General features: G+C 73.9%; 14 protein-coding genes. 3 read left to right on the top strand and 11 right to left on the bottom strand.

Translation table 11 applies throughout. The annotated features are described in order from the left end of the window. Positions 1-95: 95 nt before the first annotated feature. From pgl to tkt, 8 genes are all read right to left on the bottom strand, one after another. On the bottom strand, positions 96-875 hold the full coding sequence (gene pgl, locus ACH34T_RS04595; RefSeq protein WP_395990670.1) for a 6-phosphogluconolactonase: 780 nt from the start codon (positions 873-875) through the stop codon (positions 96-98). Then, positions 872-1927 (bottom strand): glucose-6-phosphate dehydrogenase assembly protein OpcA, encoded by a 1056-nt coding sequence (locus ACH34T_RS04600; RefSeq protein ID WP_395990671.1) that lies wholly within the window; start codon positions 1925-1927, stop codon positions 872-874. Before ACH34T_RS04600 ends, pgl begins: the two co-directional genes overlap by 4 nt. Beyond that, a complete protein-coding gene (gene zwf / locus ACH34T_RS04605) occupies positions 1928-3466 on the bottom strand; it encodes a glucose-6-phosphate dehydrogenase (RefSeq protein WP_395990672.1) in 1539 nt (512 codons plus the stop codon). It lies immediately after the preceding gene. Between the two features lie 147 nt (positions 3467-3613). Next, on the bottom strand, positions 3614-5272 hold the full coding sequence (locus ACH34T_RS04610) for a hypothetical protein (protein ID WP_395990673.1): 1659 nt from the start codon (positions 5270-5272) through the stop codon (positions 3614-3616). After that, the gene (locus ACH34T_RS04615) at positions 5269-6966 is read right to left on the bottom strand and encodes a phosphoheptose isomerase (RefSeq protein ID WP_395990674.1); all 1698 of its coding nucleotides are present in this window, start codon (positions 6964-6966) and stop codon (positions 5269-5271) included. The genes ACH34T_RS04610 and ACH34T_RS04615 overlap by 4 nt, the downstream gene beginning before the upstream one ends. A gap of 97 nt (positions 6967-7063) precedes the next feature. Continuing rightward, complete coding sequence (locus ACH34T_RS04620; RefSeq protein WP_395990675.1) at positions 7064-8731, bottom strand: glucose-6-phosphate isomerase; 1668 nt, start codon at positions 8729-8731, stop codon at positions 7064-7066. Continuing rightward, entirely contained in the window at positions 8728-9843 is a 1116-nt protein-coding gene (gene tal, locus ACH34T_RS04625) for a transaldolase (protein ID WP_395990676.1), read from the bottom strand. The genes ACH34T_RS04620 and tal overlap by 4 nt, the downstream gene beginning before the upstream one ends. Before the next feature lie 15 nt (positions 9844-9858). Continuing rightward, on the bottom strand, positions 9859-11985 hold the full coding sequence (gene tkt / locus ACH34T_RS04630) for a transketolase (RefSeq protein WP_395990677.1): 2127 nt from the start codon (positions 11983-11985) through the stop codon (positions 9859-9861). Positions 11986-12569: 584 nt separating this feature from the next. On the opposite strand from tkt, the gene ACH34T_RS04635 reads away from it, so the two are divergent. From ACH34T_RS04635 to ACH34T_RS04645, 3 genes are read left to right on the top strand one after another with little or no spacing between them, the layout of a single operon-like run. Beyond that, positions 12570-13517: a heme o synthase gene (locus tag ACH34T_RS04635; RefSeq protein WP_395990678.1), complete on the top strand. Its 948-nt coding sequence runs from the start codon at positions 12570-12572 to the stop codon at positions 13515-13517. A gap of 42 nt (positions 13518-13559) precedes the next feature. Further along, a complete protein-coding gene (locus tag ACH34T_RS04640; RefSeq protein WP_395990679.1) occupies positions 13560-14813 on the top strand; it encodes a PrsW family intramembrane metalloprotease in 1254 nt (417 codons plus the stop codon). A gap of 48 nt (positions 14814-14861) precedes the next feature. Next, a complete protein-coding gene (locus ACH34T_RS04645) occupies positions 14862-15857 on the top strand; it encodes a heme A synthase (protein WP_395990680.1) in 996 nt (331 codons plus the stop codon). A gap of 2 nt (positions 15858-15859) precedes the next feature. Here the strand turns inward: ACH34T_RS04645 and polX are convergent, their stop codons facing one another. From polX to ACH34T_RS04660, 3 genes are all read right to left on the bottom strand, one after another. Next, entirely contained in the window at positions 15860-17578 is a 1719-nt protein-coding gene (polX, locus tag ACH34T_RS04650; protein WP_395990681.1) for a DNA polymerase/3'-5' exonuclease PolX, read from the bottom strand. A 50-nt stretch (positions 17579-17628) separates the two neighbouring features. Then, positions 17629-18438, bottom strand: coding sequence for a proteasome subunit beta (gene prcB, locus ACH34T_RS04655; RefSeq protein ID WP_395990860.1), 810 nt, complete (start codon positions 18436-18438; stop codon positions 17629-17631). A 145-nt stretch (positions 18439-18583) separates the two neighbouring features. Further along, positions 18584-19522: an EamA family transporter gene (locus tag ACH34T_RS04660; protein ID WP_395990682.1), complete on the bottom strand. Its 939-nt coding sequence runs from the start codon at positions 19520-19522 to the stop codon at positions 18584-18586.

Consider the following 19522-nt stretch of genomic DNA (forward strand, 5'->3'; position numbering starts at 1 on the left):
TCCTTACGCTCGACGCGTCCCTTCGTCAGGGTATGCACGGTTTTGCGCAAGGCATGCAAAAGCGCGAAGAATGGTGGAGTTCTTCCAGGTTGGGGTCAAGGCGCCGAGAGACCGCCCGCGCCGTGCGGGAGCCGGGCGGCGGCCGCGCTGTCCAGGAGGAACAGCGTCCCCCGGCGGCCCCGCGCCCCCGCGACCGGCGCCCGGTCGGGCGTCGGCTCCGTCAGCCCGAGCCGGACGGCCTCCGCCTTGGACTCGCCCGCCGCCAGCACCCACACCTCCTCCGCCGCCTGCAGCGACGGGAACGTCAGCGAGATCCGGGTCGGCGGCGGCTTCGGCGCGTCCCGCACCGCCACCACGGGACGCTCGTCGCGCAGCGCCGGCGTCCCGGGGAACAGCGACGCGACGTGCGCGTCCGGGCCCACGCCGAGCATCAGCACGTCGAACGCCGGGACCTGCTCGCCGTCTTCAGGACGCGCCTCGGCCCGCAGCTCGGCGGCGTAGCGTTCGGCGGCGGCGTCCGGGTCGTCGCCGTCCGGGCCGTCCGGCGCGGGCATCGGATGCACCCGCGCCGGGTCGACCGGGACGTGGTCCAGCAGCGCCGCGCGGGCGCCGGTCTCGTTGCGCTCCGGGTCCCCGGTGGGCAGGAACCGCTCGTCGCCCCACCACACGTCGACGCGGCCCCAGTCGATCGCGTCGCGGGCCCCGGACGCGTACAGCGCGGAGAGCACCGCCGTGCCGACGCCGCCGCCCGTCAGCACGACCGACGCCGAGCCGCGGGCCGCCTGCGCGTCCACGATCCGCGTCACCAGCCGCGCGGCCGCCGCCTCGGCGAGGACGTCCTGGTCGCGGTGCAGCAGGACCGACAGGGGGATCACGCGTCCTCCGCACGGTCGCGCTGCTGCTCCTCCGCCTCGCCGCGCCCCCGCTCCTCGGCCTCCTCTTTGGCCTGCTCGGTCTGCGCGGCCTCCGCCGTCGCCGACAGCGGCTCGCTCGCCGTGCCTTCGCGTGTCGTCCCGCCCGCGAGGTCCTTGGCGAACCGGGCCGCGGCGTCGCGGTACACCTCGTCGGGGTCGAGGCGGCGCAGCTCCTCGGCCAGCAGCTCCGACATCGGGCGGCGCATCAGCGCCACCTGCCGGTCGGGCTGCCCCGGACGGCACAGCGTCGCGACCCGCCCGTCCGGACGGTGGATCACGATGTCGCCGCCGGTCGTGCGCAGCCGGACGCCCGTGATGCCGGGGCCCTCCGAGACCGTCCGGTCCATTGGCACGCCGAGCCGGATCGACAGCCACGCCGCCAGCAGTTCCGCGCTCGGGCTGTCCGGCTCCGCCATCACCTCGCCGGACGTGATCTCGTCGTGGTCCTGGTCGAGCGCCGCCGCCAGCAGCGACCGCCACGAGGTCAGCCGCGTCCAGGTGAAGTCGGTGTCGCCCGGCCGGTAGCCGCCGGCGAGCTGCGCCAGGGTGCCGAGCCGGTCGCGGGCCGCGTAGGAGTCGGTCACCCGCCGCTGCGCCAGCCGGCCGAGCGGGTCCTTGGCCGGCGCCTTCGGCACCTTGCCGCCCGGCCACCACGTCACCACCGGCGTGTCGGGCATCAGCAGCGGCACGACGACCGAGTCGGCGTGCTCGGCGAGCGGCCCGTACATGCGCAGCAGCACCGTCTCGCCCGGGCCGGTCTCGCCCATGCGGATCTCGGCGTCCAGCCGGGACGAGCTGCCGCGCGGATCGCGGGAGATCACGGTCAGCACCCTGCACGGATGCTCGCGCGCCGCCTCCGTCGCCGCGCGCACCGCGTCGTACTGCGCCGACTCGTCCGTCACGATGATCAGGGTCAGCACCATGCCGACGGCGGGGCCGCCCATCAGATGCCGGGACTGCGTCAGCGCGTCCTGGATCTGCCGGGTGGTGGTGCCGGTGAGGTCGATGTTCATCTAGAGCCGCCTCCAAGTGCGCCCGTCCCGCGCCATCAGGTCGTCGGCGCTGTCGGGCCCGTAGCCGCCGGACTTGTACTGGTCGAGACCGCCCCGGCTCGCCCAGAACTCCTCGATCGGATCGAGGATCCGCCAGGACAGCTCGACCTCCTCCTGGCGCGGGAACAGCGGCGGGTCGCCGATCAGCACGTCCAGCAGCAGCCGCTCGTACGCCTCGGGCGACGTCTCGGTGAACGACTCGCCGTACGCGAAGTCCATGTTGACGTCGCGGATCTCCATCGAGGTGCCCGGCACCTTCGAGCCGAACCTGACCGTGATGCCCTCGTCCGGCTGCACCCGCATGACCAGGGCGTTCTGCCCGAGCTCCTCGGTGTCGGTCTCCGAGAACGGCAGGTGCGGCGCCTGCTGGAACACCATCGCGACCTCCGTCACCCGGCGGCTGAGCCGCTTGCCGGTGCGCAGGTAGAACGGGACGCCCGCCCAGCGCCGGTTGTCGATCTCCAGCTTGACCGCGGCGTAGGTCTCGGTGCGGGAGTCGGCGGGGATGCCGTCCTCCTCCAGGTAGCCGCGGACGTTCACGCCGCCCTGCCAGCCCGCCGCGTACTGCCCGCGCGCCGTGGACCCGTCCAGGTCGCCCGGCACCCGCACCGACGACAGGATCTTGGCCTTCTCGGCGCGGACGGCCTCCGCGCTGAACGACGTCGGCTCCTCCATCGCCGTCAGCGCCAGCAGCTGCAGCAGGTGGTTCTGGATGACGTCGCGGGCCGCGCCGATGCCGTCGTAGTACCCGGCGCGGCCGCCGATGCCGATGTCCTCGGCCATCGTGATCTGCACGTGGTCGACGAACGAGCGGTTCCAGATCGGCTCGAACATCGTGTTGGCGAACCGCAGCGCCAGGATGTTCTGCACGGTCTCCTTGCCGAGGTAGTGGTCGATCCGGAAGATCGACTCCTCGGGGAAGACGCGATGGACGGTGTCGTTCAGCTCCTGCGCGGTCTTGAGGTCGCGGCCGAACGGCTTCTCGATGACGACCCGCCGCCACGACCCGTCCTCGCGGTCGGCGAGGCCGCTGCGCCGCAGCTGTTCGACGACCTTCGGGAAGAACTTCGGCGGGATCGACAGGTAGAAGGCGTAGTTGCCGCCCGTGCCGCGGGTGTCGTCCAGCTCCTTGACGGCCATCGACAGCGCGTCGAACGCGCCCGGGTCGTCGAACGTTCCGGGGACGAAGTGCATGCCCTCCGACAGGTGCGTCCACACGTCCTCGCGGAACGGGGTGCGGGCGTGCGCCTTGACGGACTCGTACGCGATCTGCCGGAAGTCTTCGTGCTCCCAGTCGCGGCGGGCGAAGCCGACCAGGGAGAAGCCAGGCGGCAGCAGCCCTCGGTTCGCCAGGTCGTAGATCGCCGGGAGCAGCTTCTTGCGCGACAGGTCCCCGGTGACGCCGAACAGCACGAGCACGCACGGTCCGGCCACGCGCGGGAGGCGCTTGTCACGCGGGTCGCGGAGCGGGTTGGCCGGGCTGATCAGTGGGTCGGTCACGTGGTCCCCTTCGTCGACGCTCGCTCTGATCGCACTGCTTCAGGTCGCCCTGCCTTTGGTCGCACTGCCTGAGGTCGCCCTGCTCTTGGTCGCCCTGCTTGTGATCGCACTGCTTCTGGTCGCGCAGTTTGAGATCGCACTGCGTGCTCATTCCCCTTCTCTGGCGGAGTCGAGCAGCCGGGCGAGTCCCGCCCAGCGGTCCTGCAGGTGCAGCCGCACCACCGGGCGGCCGGCCGCGCGCGCGTCGCGGGCGTCCCCGAGCGCCCGGGCGAGCTGCAGCATGCCGAGCCGGTGGTGGCGGCCCGGGACGGGCACGTCGCGGACGACGTTCCCGGTCATCATCAGGTATACGCCTCCGTCCCGGTGATCATTCCAGATCGCGGGGTGACCCGCGCCCCAGTCGACCGTGACCGGGCGGCCCGAGCGGGCGGCGAGCAGCGCGGCCAGCCGGCGGACCTGCCCGCCCTGCCCGCGCGCCTCGTCCGGGTCGAGGTAGGCGACGATCGCGAGGTGCTCGTCGGCGCCGATCCGGGCGGCGAGCGCGTCCATGAGCGCGGGCAGGCCGGGCGCCGCCATCAGCTCCGGGACGGTCGTGTGCACCTCGACGGCCCGGCCCGGGGCGCCGTCGGCGAACAGCGGCTCGCCGGTGCCGTCGTCGAGCGTCATCGGGGCCGCGCCGTGCCGCGGCGCGAGCGGGTCGAGCTCCAGCAGGTAGGACGCGACGGCCGCGGCGTACTCCCACACGACGAGCTGCGCGGCGAGCGGGCCGGTGACGGTGGCGTCGTCCTGGCGGGGGCGGCCGTCGAACGTCACGAGGAACAGGTCGGCGGCGGGGCGCAGCGGGAGGCCGCCGTCCTGGACGACCGGCGTCAGCCGTCCGCACGCCGTCTCCACCAGCAGGAGCGCGACCCAGCGCGCGATGCCCGGCAGCGCCGCCGGGTAGCCGCCGAGCACGGCCGTGCGGCGCCCGGCGCGGACCGCGCCGCCGAGGATCGCGCCGAGGACGAGCCCCGGGTTCTGCTCAGGCCGGGTCAGCGACGGCAGGACGGCGGTGGCGTCGTCGAGGAGCGCGGGGACGTCGGCGCCGGCGAGGGCCGCGGGCACCAGCGTGTAGGGGGACAGGGCGCCGAACGCGGTCGGTGCGGGCGCCTCGATCAGCGGATGGCCCGCCTCCGTCGCGAGCTTGGCCGCGGCGGCGCGCGGCTCGGCGACCGTGACGAACCGCCGCGCGATCTCGGCGGGCGACAGGCCGAGGCCGTCCCGGAGCAGCCCGTCGAGGACCTGGCGGAGCGCGTCGGTGCCGGGGTCGTCGCCCGTCACGACGATCAGCGTCCGGCCGAGGCGCTCGGGGTCGTCGGCGAGGCGCAGCAGCGGGCCCGGCTCCGGGCCGTCGAACACCGTGAGCGGCACCACGGGGGAGCGGGGGTCGTCCGCGTCTTCGTCCGCGTCGTCGTGGGCGTCGTCCGCGGCGTGGCGGTGCGCGGCGACGATCAGTTCGGCGGCGCGGGCCGGGGCGCCGCGGCCGAGCAGCGCGACCTCGGTCAGCCCGTCCGCGCGGGCCCGCCGGCGCAGCTCCTCGGCGCGGTCCAGGGCGGCGCGCCCCGGGCCGGGCTGGCCGGGCCAGCACAGCGCGCGGCCCTCCGCCCCCGCGGCCGCGGCGGACGGCCACAGCGACGGGTCCTCGGAGGCGAGCCGGACGGGCACCTCGTCGATCCAGAGGCGGCCGAGCACCCGCTCGGCGGCCTCCTTCAGCGGCCCTCGGGCGGTGATGGCCGTCTCCCCCGAGACGACGGCGGTGAAGGTCACGGCCTGCGCGCCCCCGCCACCGCCCGCACCGCCTCGGTGAGCCTGCCCGCGCCGTCCACCGGGTCGCGCAGGTGCAGCCGGATCACCGGGAGCCGCCGCCTGCGCAGCGCCCGCAGCTCGCCGACCGCCCGCGCCTCCTGCAGCTTCGCCAGGCTGTAGGGGCGGCCGGGGACGGGATGCCCGGCGAGCGCGTCGCCGGGAGCCGGATCGCCGGTGACGATCAGGAACGCGCCGTTGCCCGGGCCGTCCTTGTGCACCGGCCCCGTCGCGTGCGGGTAGGCGGGCCCCGGCCCGTAGGCCACGGGACGCTCGGACGCGCGCGCGAGCGACGGCGCGAGATACCGCCCGGAGAAGTCGCCCGACAGATACGTCATGACCGACAGGTACCCGTCGGACGGCACGGACGCGACCAGCCCCCCGAGGACGGTCTGCAGCTCCGCGCCCGGCGGCCACGGGAAGTCGGCGTGCACCTCGATGCCGTCCTCGACGTAGACCGGCCGCTCCGCGCCCGGCGGACCGTCGCCCGCCGTGCGCAGCAGCGTCGCCGCGTCGTCCTCCGCCTCCTGGACGGCCGTGCCGCCCGCCTCGAACGGGTTCACCCCGAGCAGCCACCCGGCGACCGCCGTCGCGTACTCCCACAGCAGGAACTGCGCGCCGAGCGGCGCCCACACCGAGGTGTCGGACTCGTCGTCGGCCGCCGACGCCGGGTTGATCGACACGCCGTGCACGTCGGGGAACGCGCCGCGCCCGCCGGGCGGCTCGAACGCCAGCACGCCCTTGCCGCGCTTGCCGGTGCCGACGGCGAGGAGCTGGGAGATCCAGGCGCTCAGCGCGCCGGACCCGCCGGGCTCGCGCAGCAGCACCTTGTCGCGGGACAGCCCGCCCTGGCCCTGCTGCGCGCAGCCGCCGAGGACCGCGCCGAGCAGCAGGCCCGGGTTGTCCTCGTCCTTGCCGAGCGACGGCGCCAGCGACGCCGCCTCCTCCAGCAGCCGCTCCGCGTCCGCGCCCGCCAGCACCGCCGGGACCAGCCCGTACGCCGACAGCGCCCCGAAATGCCCGGGCAGGTACGGGTCGGTCAGCCCGATCCGGTAGCCGCACTGCCGGGCGAAGTCGTGCAGCGGGCTCCCGTGGTCGGTGACGACGAGGAACCGGCTCGCGATCTCCCGCTCCGACAGGCCCCGCTCGCGGAACGCGGCCGCGAAGATCCGGCGGTAGGCGTCGCCTTCGAGCGACACGCCCGCCTTGCTGGCCAGCACGACCAGCGTCCGGTCGAGCCGCTCCAGCGCGAACGCGAGCGCTGCGGTGTCGCCGCCGTCCAGGACGGTCAGCTCGCCCGCCGGCCGGCCGGGCCCGGCGGGCTCCCGCGCGGCGGCTCCGTTGGACGGCGGCGGCGCGTGCGCCTCCATGATCGCCTGTGCGGCGAGGCTCTCCGCGCCGACGCCGATCAGCACGATGTGGTCGAGCCCCGAATAGCGCGCCTCCGACACCAGGCCGTCCACCTGGTTCAGCAGCCCGCGGGAGGCGAACGGCAGGTCGAGCCAGCCGAGCCGGCTGTGGTCGACCGCGCGCCGGCCCCACAGCCGCGGGTCCTTCGCGGCGAGCGCGCCGGGGACGCCGCAGCTCACGAGGTAGTCCCTCGCGCGCAGCGCCGAGTCCAGCACGTCGCCGCGCGTCAGTACGTCGAATCCGGACACTGCACCCTCCCTGCCCCCATCGTTTCAGGAGAGAAAGGGCATACGCGACCATCTCCATCGATCTTTTGGGCCCGGCTGAGCGGCTCCCGCGCACCGGTCAGGCGAGCGCCTCGGCGAGCTGGGCGAGGCCCTCCGCGCGGTCGCGCAGATGGAGGCGGACGGCGGGACGGCCCAGCGACCGCACCACCCGCAGGTCGCCGAACGCCTGCGCGAGCTGCAGCTCCCCGAGGCTGTACGGCCGGCCCGGGACCGGGACGTCGTCCGTGACGGCCCCGGTGACCTGCAAGAACGCACCGTTGCGCGGGCCGCCCTTGTGGTACTGGCCGACGGCGTGCAGGGCGCGCGGCCCCCACCCGAACGTGACGGGCGCCGGACGCCGCCTGACCTTCGCGCCCCGCGCCGCCAGCAGCGGGCGGAGCCCGGTCGCCGCCGCGTCCCCGACCCGGTCCAGGTAGGCGATCGCGGCGAGGTAGCCGCCGTCCGGGACGTCCTCCAGGACCACGTCGAGCGCCTCGGTCAGGGTCTGCGCACCGCGCAGCGCGCCCTCGGGCGCGTGCACCTCCACCGCGCCCGACACCAGCTCCGGCGGCCGCCGCACGACCGTGGGCGCCGCGCCCTCCTCGGAGCGCAGCAGCGCCGCCGTGCTCTCCGCCGACTGGCGGACGTCCGGCTCGTCGAACGGGTCCACGCCGATCACCCGGGACGCCACCGCGACCGCGTACTCCCACAGCAGGAACTGTGCGCCGAGCGGGCCGGCGACGCTCACGCCCGCCTCGCGTCCCGGTCCCGGCTCGTCCGGGCGGCGGCCCAGGATGACGCGGCGCAGGTCGTCGGTCAGCTCGAAGCCGGGCGCGTCGACGCTCTCCACGACGACCGGCAGCAGGCCCTTGCCGTCCTTGCCCGTCGCGCCGCCGACCAGCTGCTCCGCCCACGCGGCGAAGCCGCCGAGGCCCGAGCCGTGGTCGGCGATGACGAGCTTGTCGCGGGCGCCGAGCGCCGACGAGCCGAGCGCCGCGCCCAGCGCCAGCGCCGGGTTGTCGTACGGCTGCCGCAGCGCCTGCGCCAGCCGGGACGCCTCGTCCAGCAGGACGGTCACGTCCACCCCGGCGAGCACGGCCGCGACGACGCCCCGCGCGCCGAGTGCACCGAACCGCGCGTCGACGCCGGCTTCGGCGTGGACGAGATGGTGCCCCACCTCCAGGGCCGCGCGTTCCAGCGCGGAGCCCTCCTCCGCCACGACGACGAACCGGCGGGCCAGCTCGGCGCCGCCCAGCCCGGCCTCGGAGAACGCGCGCCCGAAGACGCGCCGCAGCGACTCCGCCTCGACGCTCTCGCCGGCCACGACGACGAGCGTCCGGTCGAGGTCGCCCGCCAGCACGCCCGACACCTCGTGCGGGTCGGACGTGTCCAGGACGATCAGTTCCGTCCCCGCGGAACCGCCCGCCGTGCGGAACATGGCGTCGGCGGCGAGCGCGGAACCGCCCGCGCCCGCCAGCACGACCCGGTCGAGACCGGCGTCCCTGGCCTCGCCTGCCGGATCGGCCAGCCGCCCCACCAGCGACCGCGAGGCCTCCGGCAGGCCGAGCCAGCCGAGGCGGCGGGCGGCCAGCGGGGCCGCGTCGGGCCCCCACAGGTTGGCGTTCCCGGACGTCAGCGAGCCCGGCACGCCGTCGGAGACGAGCCGGTCCAGGACCGTCTCGCTCTCGTCGACGACGGCGCCGCGGATGGTGACCGAGATCCCCCCGGCGGTCACCACCGAGGTCACGCGCCGGCCCTCTTGGCTTCCAGCTCGCCGCTGATCGAGTCGAGCAGTTCCTTCCACGAGGCCGCGAACTTCTCGACGCCCTCGTCCTCCAGCACCTTCACGACGTCGTCGTAGTCGACGCCGGCGTCCTTCAGCGCGGCCATGTGCGCGCGGGCGTCGTCGTAGGCGCCGCGGACGGTGTCGCCCCGCAGCCGCGCGTGGTCGGCCACGGCGTTCAGCGTCGCCTCCGGCATCGTGTTGACCGTGCCGGGCGCGACGAGCTCGTCCACGTACAGCGTGTCGGCGAGGTCGGGGTCCTTCACGCCGGTCGACGCCCACAGCGGACGCTGCGGGCGGGCGCCCGCGTCCTTCAGCGCCTTCCACCGGCCGGTGCCGAATTTCTCCTCGTACAGCGCGTACGCGAGCCGCGCGTTGGCGACGGCCGCCTTGGACTCCAGCGCCTTCGCCGCGTCCGTGCCGATCTTCTTGAGCCGCTTGTCGATCTCGGTGTCGACCCGGCTGACGAAGAACGACGCCACCGACGCGATCTTCGACAGGTCGTGGCCGTTCTCCCTCGCCTGCTCAAGGCCCGCGAAGAACGCGTCGATGACCGCGCCGTAGCGCTCCAGCGAGAAGATCAGCGTCACGTTCACGCTGATGCCCTCCGCCAGCGCCGCCGTGATCGCCGGCAGGCCCTCCCGCGTCGCGGGGATCTTGATGAACAGGTTGGGCCGGTCCACGAGCCACCACAGCGCCCGCGCCTCGGCGACCGTCCTGCGGGTGTCGCGGGCGAGGCGCGGGTCGACCTCGATCGACACGCGGCCGTCGAGCCCGTCCGTCCGGTCGTACACCGGGCGGAGCACGTCGCAGCCCCAGCGGATGTCGTAGGTGGTGATCGCGCGGGACGCCTCCTCGACGTCCACGCCGCGCACTGCCAGGTCGCGGACCTGGTCGTCGTAGGCCGTGCCCTTGCTCAGCGCCTTCGCGAAGATCGTCGGGTTGGACGTGACCCCGACGACGTTCCTGTCCTTGACCAGCTCCGCCAGGTCGCCGGTGCGCAGCCGGTCGCGGCTGATGTCGTCCAGCCAGATCGACACGCCCTCGTCCGAGAGCTCCTTCAGAATGTCGCTCATCGTTGAGTCTCCCCTTCAGTTGCCGGTGGTCTCGCCGCGCCCGGCGTGCTTGACGCTCGCCTTGATCAGGCTGGCCTTCGCCGCCGCGACGACCCGCTCGGAGGTGATGCCGAACTGCAGGAACAGCGTCTTGTAGTCGGCGGACGCGCCGAAGTGCTCCAGGCTCACCGCCTCGCCCGCGTCGCCGATGAAGGCGCGCCAGCCGAGCGCGATCCCGGCCTCGACCGACACGCGGGCGCGCACGCCCGGCGGCAGGACCTCCTGCCGGTACGCGTCGGTCTGCGCCTCGAACCACTCCACGCACGGCATCGACACGACCCGGGCCGGGGTGCCCTCCGACTGGAGCGCCGCGCGGGCCTCCAGCGCGAGCTGCACCTCGCTGCCGGTCGCGATGATGATCACGTCGGGTTGCCCACCGTCCGCGTCGGCCAGCACGTAGCCGCCCTTCGCGGCGCCCTCCGCGGACGCCAGCGCGCCGTCGCGGTCGAGCGTCGGCAGCTTCTGCCGCGTCAGCGCGAGCCCGGCCGGACGGTCGGTGTGCTGGAGGATCGTCCGCCACGCCACCGCGGTCTCGTTGGCGTCCGCCGGACGGACGACGTCCAGGCCCGGGATCGCCCGCAGCGCCCACAGGTGCTCGACGGGCTGGTGCGTCGGGCCGTCCTCGCCGAGCCCGATCGAGTCGTGCGTCCACACGAACGTGACCGGCAGCTTCATCAGCGCGGCCAGCCGCACCGCCGGGCGCATGTAGTCGCTGAAGATCAGGAACGTGCCGCCGTACGGGCGGGTGCCGCCGTGCAGCGCGATGCCGTTGCAGATCGCCGCCATCGCGTGCTCGCGGACGCCGAAGTGCAGCGTGCGGCCGTACCGGTGCCCGGGGAACTCCTTCGTCTGGAACTCCTCCGGGATGAACGACGGCTCGCCCTTCATCGTCGTGTTGTTGCTCTCGGCCAGGTCGGCCGAGCCGCCCCACAGCTCGGGCAGCACCGGCGCCAGCGCCGCGAGGATCTGCCCGGACGCGGCGCGGGTCGCGATGTCCTTGCCGGGCTCGAACTCCGGCAGCGCGCCGTCCCAGCCGGACGGCAGCGTCCGCGACGAGATCCGGTCGTACTCGGCCGCCCGCTCCGGGTTCGCCGTCCGCCACCCGTCGAACGCCTTGGCCCACTCGGCGTGGTCGGCGCGGCCCCGCTCGCACACCTCCCGGGCGTGCGCCAGGACGTCCTCGGGGACGTGGAACGACTCCGCTGGGTCCAGGCCGAGGAGCCGCTTGGTCGCCGCGACCTCGTCCGCGCCGAGCGCCGAACCGTGGATCTTGCCGGTGTTCTTCTTGTTCGGCGCGGGCCAGCCGATGATCGTCCGCAGCGCGATGAACGACGGCCGGGCCGTCTCCGCCTTCGCCGCCTCGAACGCGGCGGCCAGCGCTGAGACGTTCTCCTCGTAGTCGCCGTTCTCCGTCCAGTCGACGTGGTGGACGTCCCACCCGTACGCCGCGTACCGGGCCCGGACGTCCTCCGACAGCGCGATCGCGGTGTCGTCCTCGATGGAGATGTGGTTGTCGTCGTACAGCAGGATCAGGTTCCCGAGCCGCTGGTGGGCGGCGAGGGCGCTCGCCTCGTGGCTGATGCCCTCTTCGACGTCGCCGTCGGACGCGATCGCCCAGACCGTGTGGTCGAACGGCGAGTCGCCCTGCGGCGCCTCCGGGTCGAACAGGCCGCGCTCGCGGCGCGCCGCCATCGCCATCCCGACGGCGTTCGCGACGCCCTGCCCCAGCGGGCCCGTCGTCGTCTCCACGCCGGCGGTGTGCCCGAACTCGGGGTGGCCGGGGGTGAGGCTGCCCCACTTGCGCAGGGCCTTCAGGTCTTCCAGCGTCATCGGGTAGCCCGACAGGTACAGCTGGATGTAGAGGGTCAGGCTGGAGTGGCCGCAGGACAGCACGAACCTGTCGCGTCCGGGCCAGTGCGGGTCCGTCGGGTCGTGCCGCAGGAACCGCTGGAAGAGGAGGTAGGCGGCGGGCGCGAGGCTCATCGCCGTCCCCGGGTGGCCGGACCCCGCCTCCTCGACCGCGTCCATGGCGAGGGCGCGGATCACGTCCACCGCCCGCCGGTCCTGGTCGGACCACTCAAACGTGCTGTTGTCCCTGCTCACGGAACGCCAGGCTCCTCTCGAACCGGTGTACAGATGTGCGCCGCCCGCGCGCCCGCCCCTGGCGGTAACGTCCGGCGGCGCGGCGCGTCTTCCCGCCCTCCCCGCCGGCCCCGTGCGACGCCCCGTCCGCGGCCGGCGAAGATCACGACTCGCCCTTCGCGAGCCTATCGCGCGGGGTGTCCGCCGCAGGCGGGGCCGGACGCGACACGAGCCGCCGCGCCCCGCGACAGGGGCCCGGGGGGATGGGCCGTCGCCCCAAGCACCCCTGCCCGGACGTCCCGCGGGCTAACCCCTCCGCACCGGTGATCCGGTGACCCGGTGCGTGACCCCCGGAGGGGGCGCACTACAGTGATTGCGCGGTTGACGACAGCGGCCGCGGCAGCAACGAAGCCGAAGTTGCATCCAGCCGAGGCCGGCCCGGATCGCGGGGGCGCCGCCGAGGTGGTACGCGACTTTCTCATCCCTAGTTGGACGTGGACCCGATTGTGACGGTGCTCAGTAACAAGCGTGGAGTCGAGGTCGACGGTGAACTCGACGATAGTCCGTTGACTGGTGGTGGGTGGGGGCTGGAGGACGGTGCGTCCGTGGCCCCGCTCGTGCCGGTGGCCGCAGAGCCGGCTCTCGACCTGGCCCCGGCCGCCCGCCGGACGTTCGGGGCGAGCCTGCGCGCCTACGTGGCGCTGACGAAGCCGCGCGTGATCGAGCTGCTCCTGATCACCACCATCCCGGTGATGTTCCTCGCGGACGGCGGCGTCCCCGAGCTGTCCACCGTGCTGCTGACGCTGGCGTTCGGCACCATGTCCGCCGGGGCCGCCAACGCGATCAACTGCTACATCGACCGCGACATCGACGCCAAGATGCGCCGCACCCGGCGCCGCCCGCTGGCCCGCCACCAGGTCACCCCGGCCCGCGCGCTGATCTTCGGGGTCGGGCTCGCGGTGCTGTCCACGGTGGGGTTCCTGCTCGCCGTCAACCCGGTCGCTGCCGGCGGGTCGCTGTTCGCGATCCTGTTCTACGTCTTCGTGTACTCGCTGCTGCTCAAGCGGCGGACGTCGCAGAACGTCGTGTGGGGCGGCATCGCCGGGTGCATGCCCGTCCTCATCGGGTGGGCGTCCGTCACCGGCGGCCTCGCCTGGACGCCGTTCGTCCTGTTCGGCGTCGTGTTCCTCTGGACGCCGCCGCACACGTGGACGCTCGCCATGCGCTACCGCGACGACTACGCGGTCGCCAAGGTCCCGATGCTGCCCGTCGTCGCGACCGAGCGGCGCGTCGTCACCGAGAGCCTCGCCTACACCTACGCCACCGTCGCCTGCTCGCTGGTGCTGTGGCCGGTCGCCGGGATGGGCCCGGTGTACGGGGCCGTCGCCGTCGTCCTCGGGCTGGTGTTCCTCGCCGAGGGCCACCGGCTGCTGCGGGCGGTGCGCGCCGGGGTGACCGGTGTCCACCTGCGGCCGATGCGGTTCTTCCACCTGTCGAACGTCTACCTGGCGCTGCTGTTCACCGCAGTGGCCGTTGACCCGATCCTGTATTAAGCGTTTCCCCCTTCTCGGGGGCCTGCCGTTACGCTTCGCGTCATGACGCACGTGGACCCGAAGGCGGTGCTCGAAGGACGGGTTCCCGGCCGGCCGCCGGTCGGCATGATCCTCGGCATGACGGTCTCGGGCGTGTGCGTCCTGATCGCGCTCGGCCTGTCCGCCGTGCTCGGCGGGGCGGGCTTCTGGGTGGGCGTCCTCCTCGCCATCGTCCCGATCCCGGTGCTGATCGCGCTCGCGCTGACGCTCGACCGGCTGGAGCCCGAGCCGCCGCGCGCCCTCGTCTTCTCCTTCATGTGGGGGGCGGGCATCGCGGTGCTCGGCGCGCTCGTCCTCAACACGGCCGGGCTGCTGTACGTGACCGTGCCGATCTTCGGGGAGACGGAGGGGCACTTCGTCAGCGCCGCGTTCGGCGCGCCGCTCATCGAGGAGACGCTGAAGGGCGCCGCCCTGTTCGGCCTGCTGTGGTACCGCCGCAACGAGATCGACGGCTTCGCGGACGGCATCATCTACGCCGCCATGGTCGGCCTCGGCTTCGCGATGATGGAGAACATCACCTACTACATGCGCGCCTACGACGAGGGCGGCGCGCAGCAGCTCACGGCGGTGTTCGTCCTGCGCGGACTCATCGCGCCGCTCAGCCATCCGCTGTTCACCTCGATGACGGGGCTCGGCGTCGCCTACGCCGCCACCCACCGGCGGGGCCAGTTCGCCGCGCCGGTCGCGGGGCTGCTCGGCGCGATGGTCCTGCACGGGCTGTGGAACGGCGGCGCCTCGCTGGGCCTGGGCGGCCTCGCCGTCGTGTACGTCCTGGACTTCTGCATCCTCGTCGCCCTGATCGTCATCGTGTTCGTGGAGCGCCGGGGCATCGTCCGGCGCATCGAGGCGTACCTGCCGATGTACGCGGGGACGGGCCTGGTCACGCCGCAGGACGTGCGGATGCTGCGCTCCATGCCGTCCCGCCGCGTCGCCCGCCGCTGGGCCCGCTCCGTCGGCGGCAAGCCCGCGGCCCGCGCCATGACCGACTACCAGCTCGCCGCGACCGAGCTGGCGCTGCTGCACAAGCGCGCCGACCGGGGCGTCGCCGACCAGGGCTGGTTCGTCACCCGCCGCGACGCCCTGCTCGGCCTGATGTCGCTGGCCAGGCAGGCCTTCCTGCGGACGCCGCCGCGCGCGGGCGCCGCCGGCCCGCCGTGGGCGGGAGCGCCCAGGCCGCCGTGGGCGGGGCAGGGGCCGTCCGGTTTCACGCCGCCGCCCGACCCGCGCGAGCCTCCAGGGCGCCCGTACGGGACGTAACCGGGGGGCGGATCGGGGGCACGGGCACCCGCCCATACGATTGTTGCCGTGTCAGTGCGACCGTCCTCCACCCTCCTGAACCGGGCTTGGAACGCCGTGTGGCGTCCGACGCCCCGGTCGCTGCGGCTGCTCGCGCTCCTCGGCGTCGTCGGGAACGTCGTCATCGTCGTCAGCGGCGGCGCCGTCCGGGTCACCAAGTCCGGGCTCGGCTGCCCCGACTGGCCGCGCTGCTCCGGCGACAGCCTCGTCCCCACGCACAACCCCGAGCACCACGTGCTCAACATGTCGATCGAGTTCGGCAACCGGCTGATCACCTTCGTGGTGCTGGCCGTCGGCGCGCTGGTGTTCGTCGCGGCGCTGCGGCTGCGCCCCCGCCGCAGGAGCCTCGTGCGGTGGGCGCTGGCGCAGCCGATGAGCGTGGTCGCGCAGGCGGTGATCGGCGGGATCGTCGTCCTGACGGAGCTGCACCCGGCGGCGGTGTCCCTGCATTTCCTGGTGTCGCCCGCGTTGCTGGTGTTCTGCGTGGCGCTGTGGGTCCGCGCCGGTGAGGGCGACGCGCCGCCACGGCGGCTCGCCGGGCCGTGGACGCGCCGTCTCGCCGCCGCGCTGCTCGTGGCGTGCGCGGCCGTCATGGTCGCGGGCACCGTCGTCACCGGCACCGGCCCGCACGCGGGCGACGCCGAGTCCCGCCGCTACGGCTTCGACATCACCGACGTGGCGCGCATCCACAGCCTGCTGGCCTGGGCCACCACCTTCCTGACGGTGCTCGCGGTCGTCGTCCTGCACCGGACGGGCGCCCCGCCCGCCGCCAGGCGGCGCGGGCACGAACTCGCGGTGATCATCGTCGCCCAGGGCGTCGTCGGGTACGTTCAGTACTTCCTGGGCGTGCCGGAGGGCCTGGTGCTCCTGCACATGCTCGGGGCCGTGCTGATGTGGCTCGCGGCGTTCCGGCTCTACTTCGCCCTCCGCGACCGCGGGCCCGTCCCGGCGGACGTGAAGCCGGTGCCGGCTCCCGCGGCGGCCGAGACGCCCCAGCCCGCCTGACCTCAGCGCTTCCGCAGGAACTCGCGGAGCCGCTCCAGCGGCCAGGTGTTGATGACGTCGTCGGGCGTCAGCCAGCCGCGCTGCGCGGTGCCGACGCCGTAGCGGATGTTGCGGTGGTGCCCGAGGGAGTGCGCGTCGGTGTCGACGGAGAACTTCACGCCGAACCGCTTCGCGCGGCGGATCAGGTCGGCGGGCAGGTCGAGCCGGTCGGGGAACGAGTCGATCTCCATGGCGGTGCCGGTGCGGGCCGCCGCGCGGAACACCTCGTCCCAGTCGGCGTCGACCGGCGGGCGGCGGCCGATGCTGCGGGCCGTGGGATGCCCGATGACGTGGACGTGCGGGTTCTCGCACGCGCGGACGAAGCGGCGCGTCATCGCCGCCTGGTCCTGCGTGAAATGGGAGTGGACGGACGCCACGCACACGTCGAAACCGGACAGGAAGTCGGCTTCCCAGTCGACGCCGCCGTCCGGGTCGATGTTGAGCTCGGTGCCGTGCAGGAGCGTCAGGTCGCGGTACTGCTTCTGCAGCTCGGCGACCTGGTCGCGCTGGGCGAGCATCTTCTCGTCCGTCATCCGCTGCATCACCAGGTTGGGCGCGTGGTCGGTGATCGCGTAGTACTCCAGGCCGCGGGCGTGCGCGGCGGCGACCATGTCCTCCAGGGACGCGACGCCGTCGGTCAGGTCGGTGTGGCTGTGCAGGTCGCCGCGCAGGTCTTCGACGGTGACCAGCCGGGGCAGCCGCCCGGCGACGGCGGCCTCGATCTCGCCGGTGTCCTCGCGGAGGGCCGGATGCACCCAGGGGAGGCCGAGCCGCTCGTAGACCTCCTCCTCCGTCTCCGACACGATCAGCTCGTCGGACTCCGCGTCGAACAGCCCGTACTCGGACAGCTTGAGGCCCGCCTTCACGGCGATCTCACGCGTGCGGATGTTGTGCGCCTGCGACCCGGTGAAGTACTGCAGCGCGGCGCCCCACGACTCCGGCGGGACGACCCGCAGATCGACCTGCAGCCCCTTCGCGGTGCGGATCGAGGTCTTCTTGTCGCCGCCCGCGATGACCTCCGCGACGAACGGCAGCGCCGCGAACGCCTCCATGATCGGGTGCGGGTCGCGGGACGCGGCCAGGACGTCCACGTCGCCGATCGTCTCCCGCATCCGGCGCAGCGAGCCCGCGTGGGCGCAGCGCTCCACCTGCGGCAGCTCGGACAGCGCCGCGACGATCTCGTCGGCGACGCTCGCGGCGGCGTCGACCAGGACGCGCTCCCCGGCGCTCTGCATCAGCTCGATGCCCCGGAGGATGTTCTCCTCCGTCTTGGCGCCGAACCCCTTCAGGCCCTGGAGGCGGCCCTCCTTGATGGCGGCGGCCAGGTCGTCCACCGAGGAGATGCCGAGCTCCTCGTACACGGCGAGGGCCTTCTTCGGGCCGAGCGTGGGAATGGCGGTCAGCGCCCTGACCCCGGCGGGGATCTGCGTGCGCAGCTCCTCGACCTGCCGGATCGTGCCGGTCGTGTTGTAGTCGACGACCTTCTTCGCGATCGCCTCGCCCACGGCGGGGATCTTGCGGAGCCCGGCCAGGTCGAGGCCGGAGACGTCGTCGGGATGGCCGGCGATCGCCCGCGCCGCCTTCTCGTACGCCCTGATCTTGAACGCGTCGCCGCCGGTGATGGACAGCAGGTCGGCCAGTTCCTGGATGAGGGCCGCAGCCTCGTCGTTCGCCCGTGCCATGCTTCCGAGTCTAGAAGCCGGGTCCGACGTTCTCCCCGCTGGGACGGGCGTCAGCGCAGCGGCGCGACGGGGCCGTTCGGGGCGTCCATCCGGGCCCGCATGACGTCGTCGGCGATCGCGGCGACCTGCTCCTCCGGCAGCCGCCGGTAGCCGTCCTCGGTGACGACCGCGATCGTCGGGTAGATGCGCCGCGCCGGGTCGGGGCCGCCGGTGGCGCTGTCGTCGTCGGCCGCGTCGTACAGGGCCTGGACGCAGACCGTCGCCGCGTCCTCCAGCGACAGGTCGCTCCGGTACAGCTTCTTCAGCGCGCCGAGCGCGTACGGGGAGCCGGAGCCGTCCGCGTGGAACTCGCGGGCCTCCTGCGGGGCGCCGGTGATGTCGTAGGTGTAGATCCGTCCCTCGCCGGAGTCGGGGTCGTAGCCGGTGAACAGCGGGACGACCGCGAGGCCCTGCAGCGCCTGGGCGAGGTTGGCCTGGATGACGGCGCCGAGGCGGCGTGCCTTGCCCGGCAGCGACAGCGGGACGGTCTCCATCTTCTCGTAGTGCTCCAGCTCCACCTGGAACAGCCGGACCATCTCCAGGGCCAGCCCGACCGTCCCCGCGAACGCGACGGCGGAATACTCGTCGCCGCGCTGCACCTTGTCCAGGTGGCGGTAGGCGATGCGGTTGCCCTGGGTGGCGCGCCGGTCGCCCGCCATCATGACCCCGCCGGGGAACTTCAGCGCGAGGACGGTGGTGCCGTGCGGCAGCTCCGGGACGTCTCCGTCCGGCACCCGGTTGACGGGCAGCAGGTCGGGGGAGTGGACGCGCAGGAGGTCGACGAACGACGCCGACCCCGCCTCGAAGAACTCGGGCGGCATCCCCTGGTCGTCGGTCCGGCCGATCACGGCGGCTCCTTCTCGCTGAGACGATCCTTGATCCGATCCTTCCACGCTGCCACAGCCGCCCGCCACTCACGCCCTTGCCCGGTGGGGGCGACCCCCCACGCCCCCCGGTTCGCTTCGCTCAGGCTTCGGGCGCCTCGGGCGGGTCCTTCTGGCTTCGCGTGGCGCCCGCGCAGGCGATGATGACGCAGCAGATCGCGGCCCACTGGCGTCCGGTGAGGATCTCGCCGAGCAGCGCCACCCCGACCAGCGCGGCGACGGCGGGCTCCAGGCTCATCAGGATCCCGAAGACGCGGGCGGGCATCCGCCGCAGCGCCTCCAGCTCCAGCGAGTACGGGATCACCGACGACAGCAGCCCGACGCCGAGGCCGATCAGCAGGAGCAGCGGGTCCAGCAGGGCCGAGCCGGCGGACGCGACGCCGAGCGGCAGGATCGCGACCGACCCGACGATGCTCGCGAAGGCCAGGCCGGTGGAGCCGGGGAACCGCTGGCCTACCTTGGCGGTCAGCAGGATGTACCCGGCCCAGCACGCCCCGGCGAGCAGCGCGAACGCGATCCCGACCGGGTCGAGGTCGGCGGCGCCGCCCCTGGCCAGCATGACGACGCCCGCGCCGGCCAGGAGGACCCACAGCAGGTCCCGCGGGCGCCGGGACGCGATGATCGACACCGTCAGCGGGCCGAGGAACTCGATCGTCACCGCCACGCCCAGCGGGATCCGCGCGAACGACTGGTAGATCGAGAAGTTCATCAGCGCCAGCGCCAGCCCGAAGCCGGCGGCGATGGCGAGGCTGGAGCGGGAGTGGTCGCGCAGGATCGTCCGCAGCGCCCTGCGGGTCAGGAACCCCAGCACGATCGCGGACGCGATCAGCCGGATGGTCACGACGGCGCTCGGCGGCAGCCGGTCGAACAGGTGCTTGGCCATCCCGGCCCCGACCTGCAGCGAGATGATGCCGAGCAGGATCAGCGCGGGCGGCGGCACCGACCCGAGCGAGAGCGTCCGGCGGGCCCCGGCGGCCGGGGACGCGCCCCCGAACGACCCGGGCGCCTCAGCGAGCGCCAT

The sequence above is a fragment of the Actinomadura sp. 9N215 genome, from assembly GCF_044326345.1.
Lineage (GTDB): Bacteria > Actinomycetota > Actinomycetes > Streptosporangiales > Streptosporangiaceae > Spirillospora.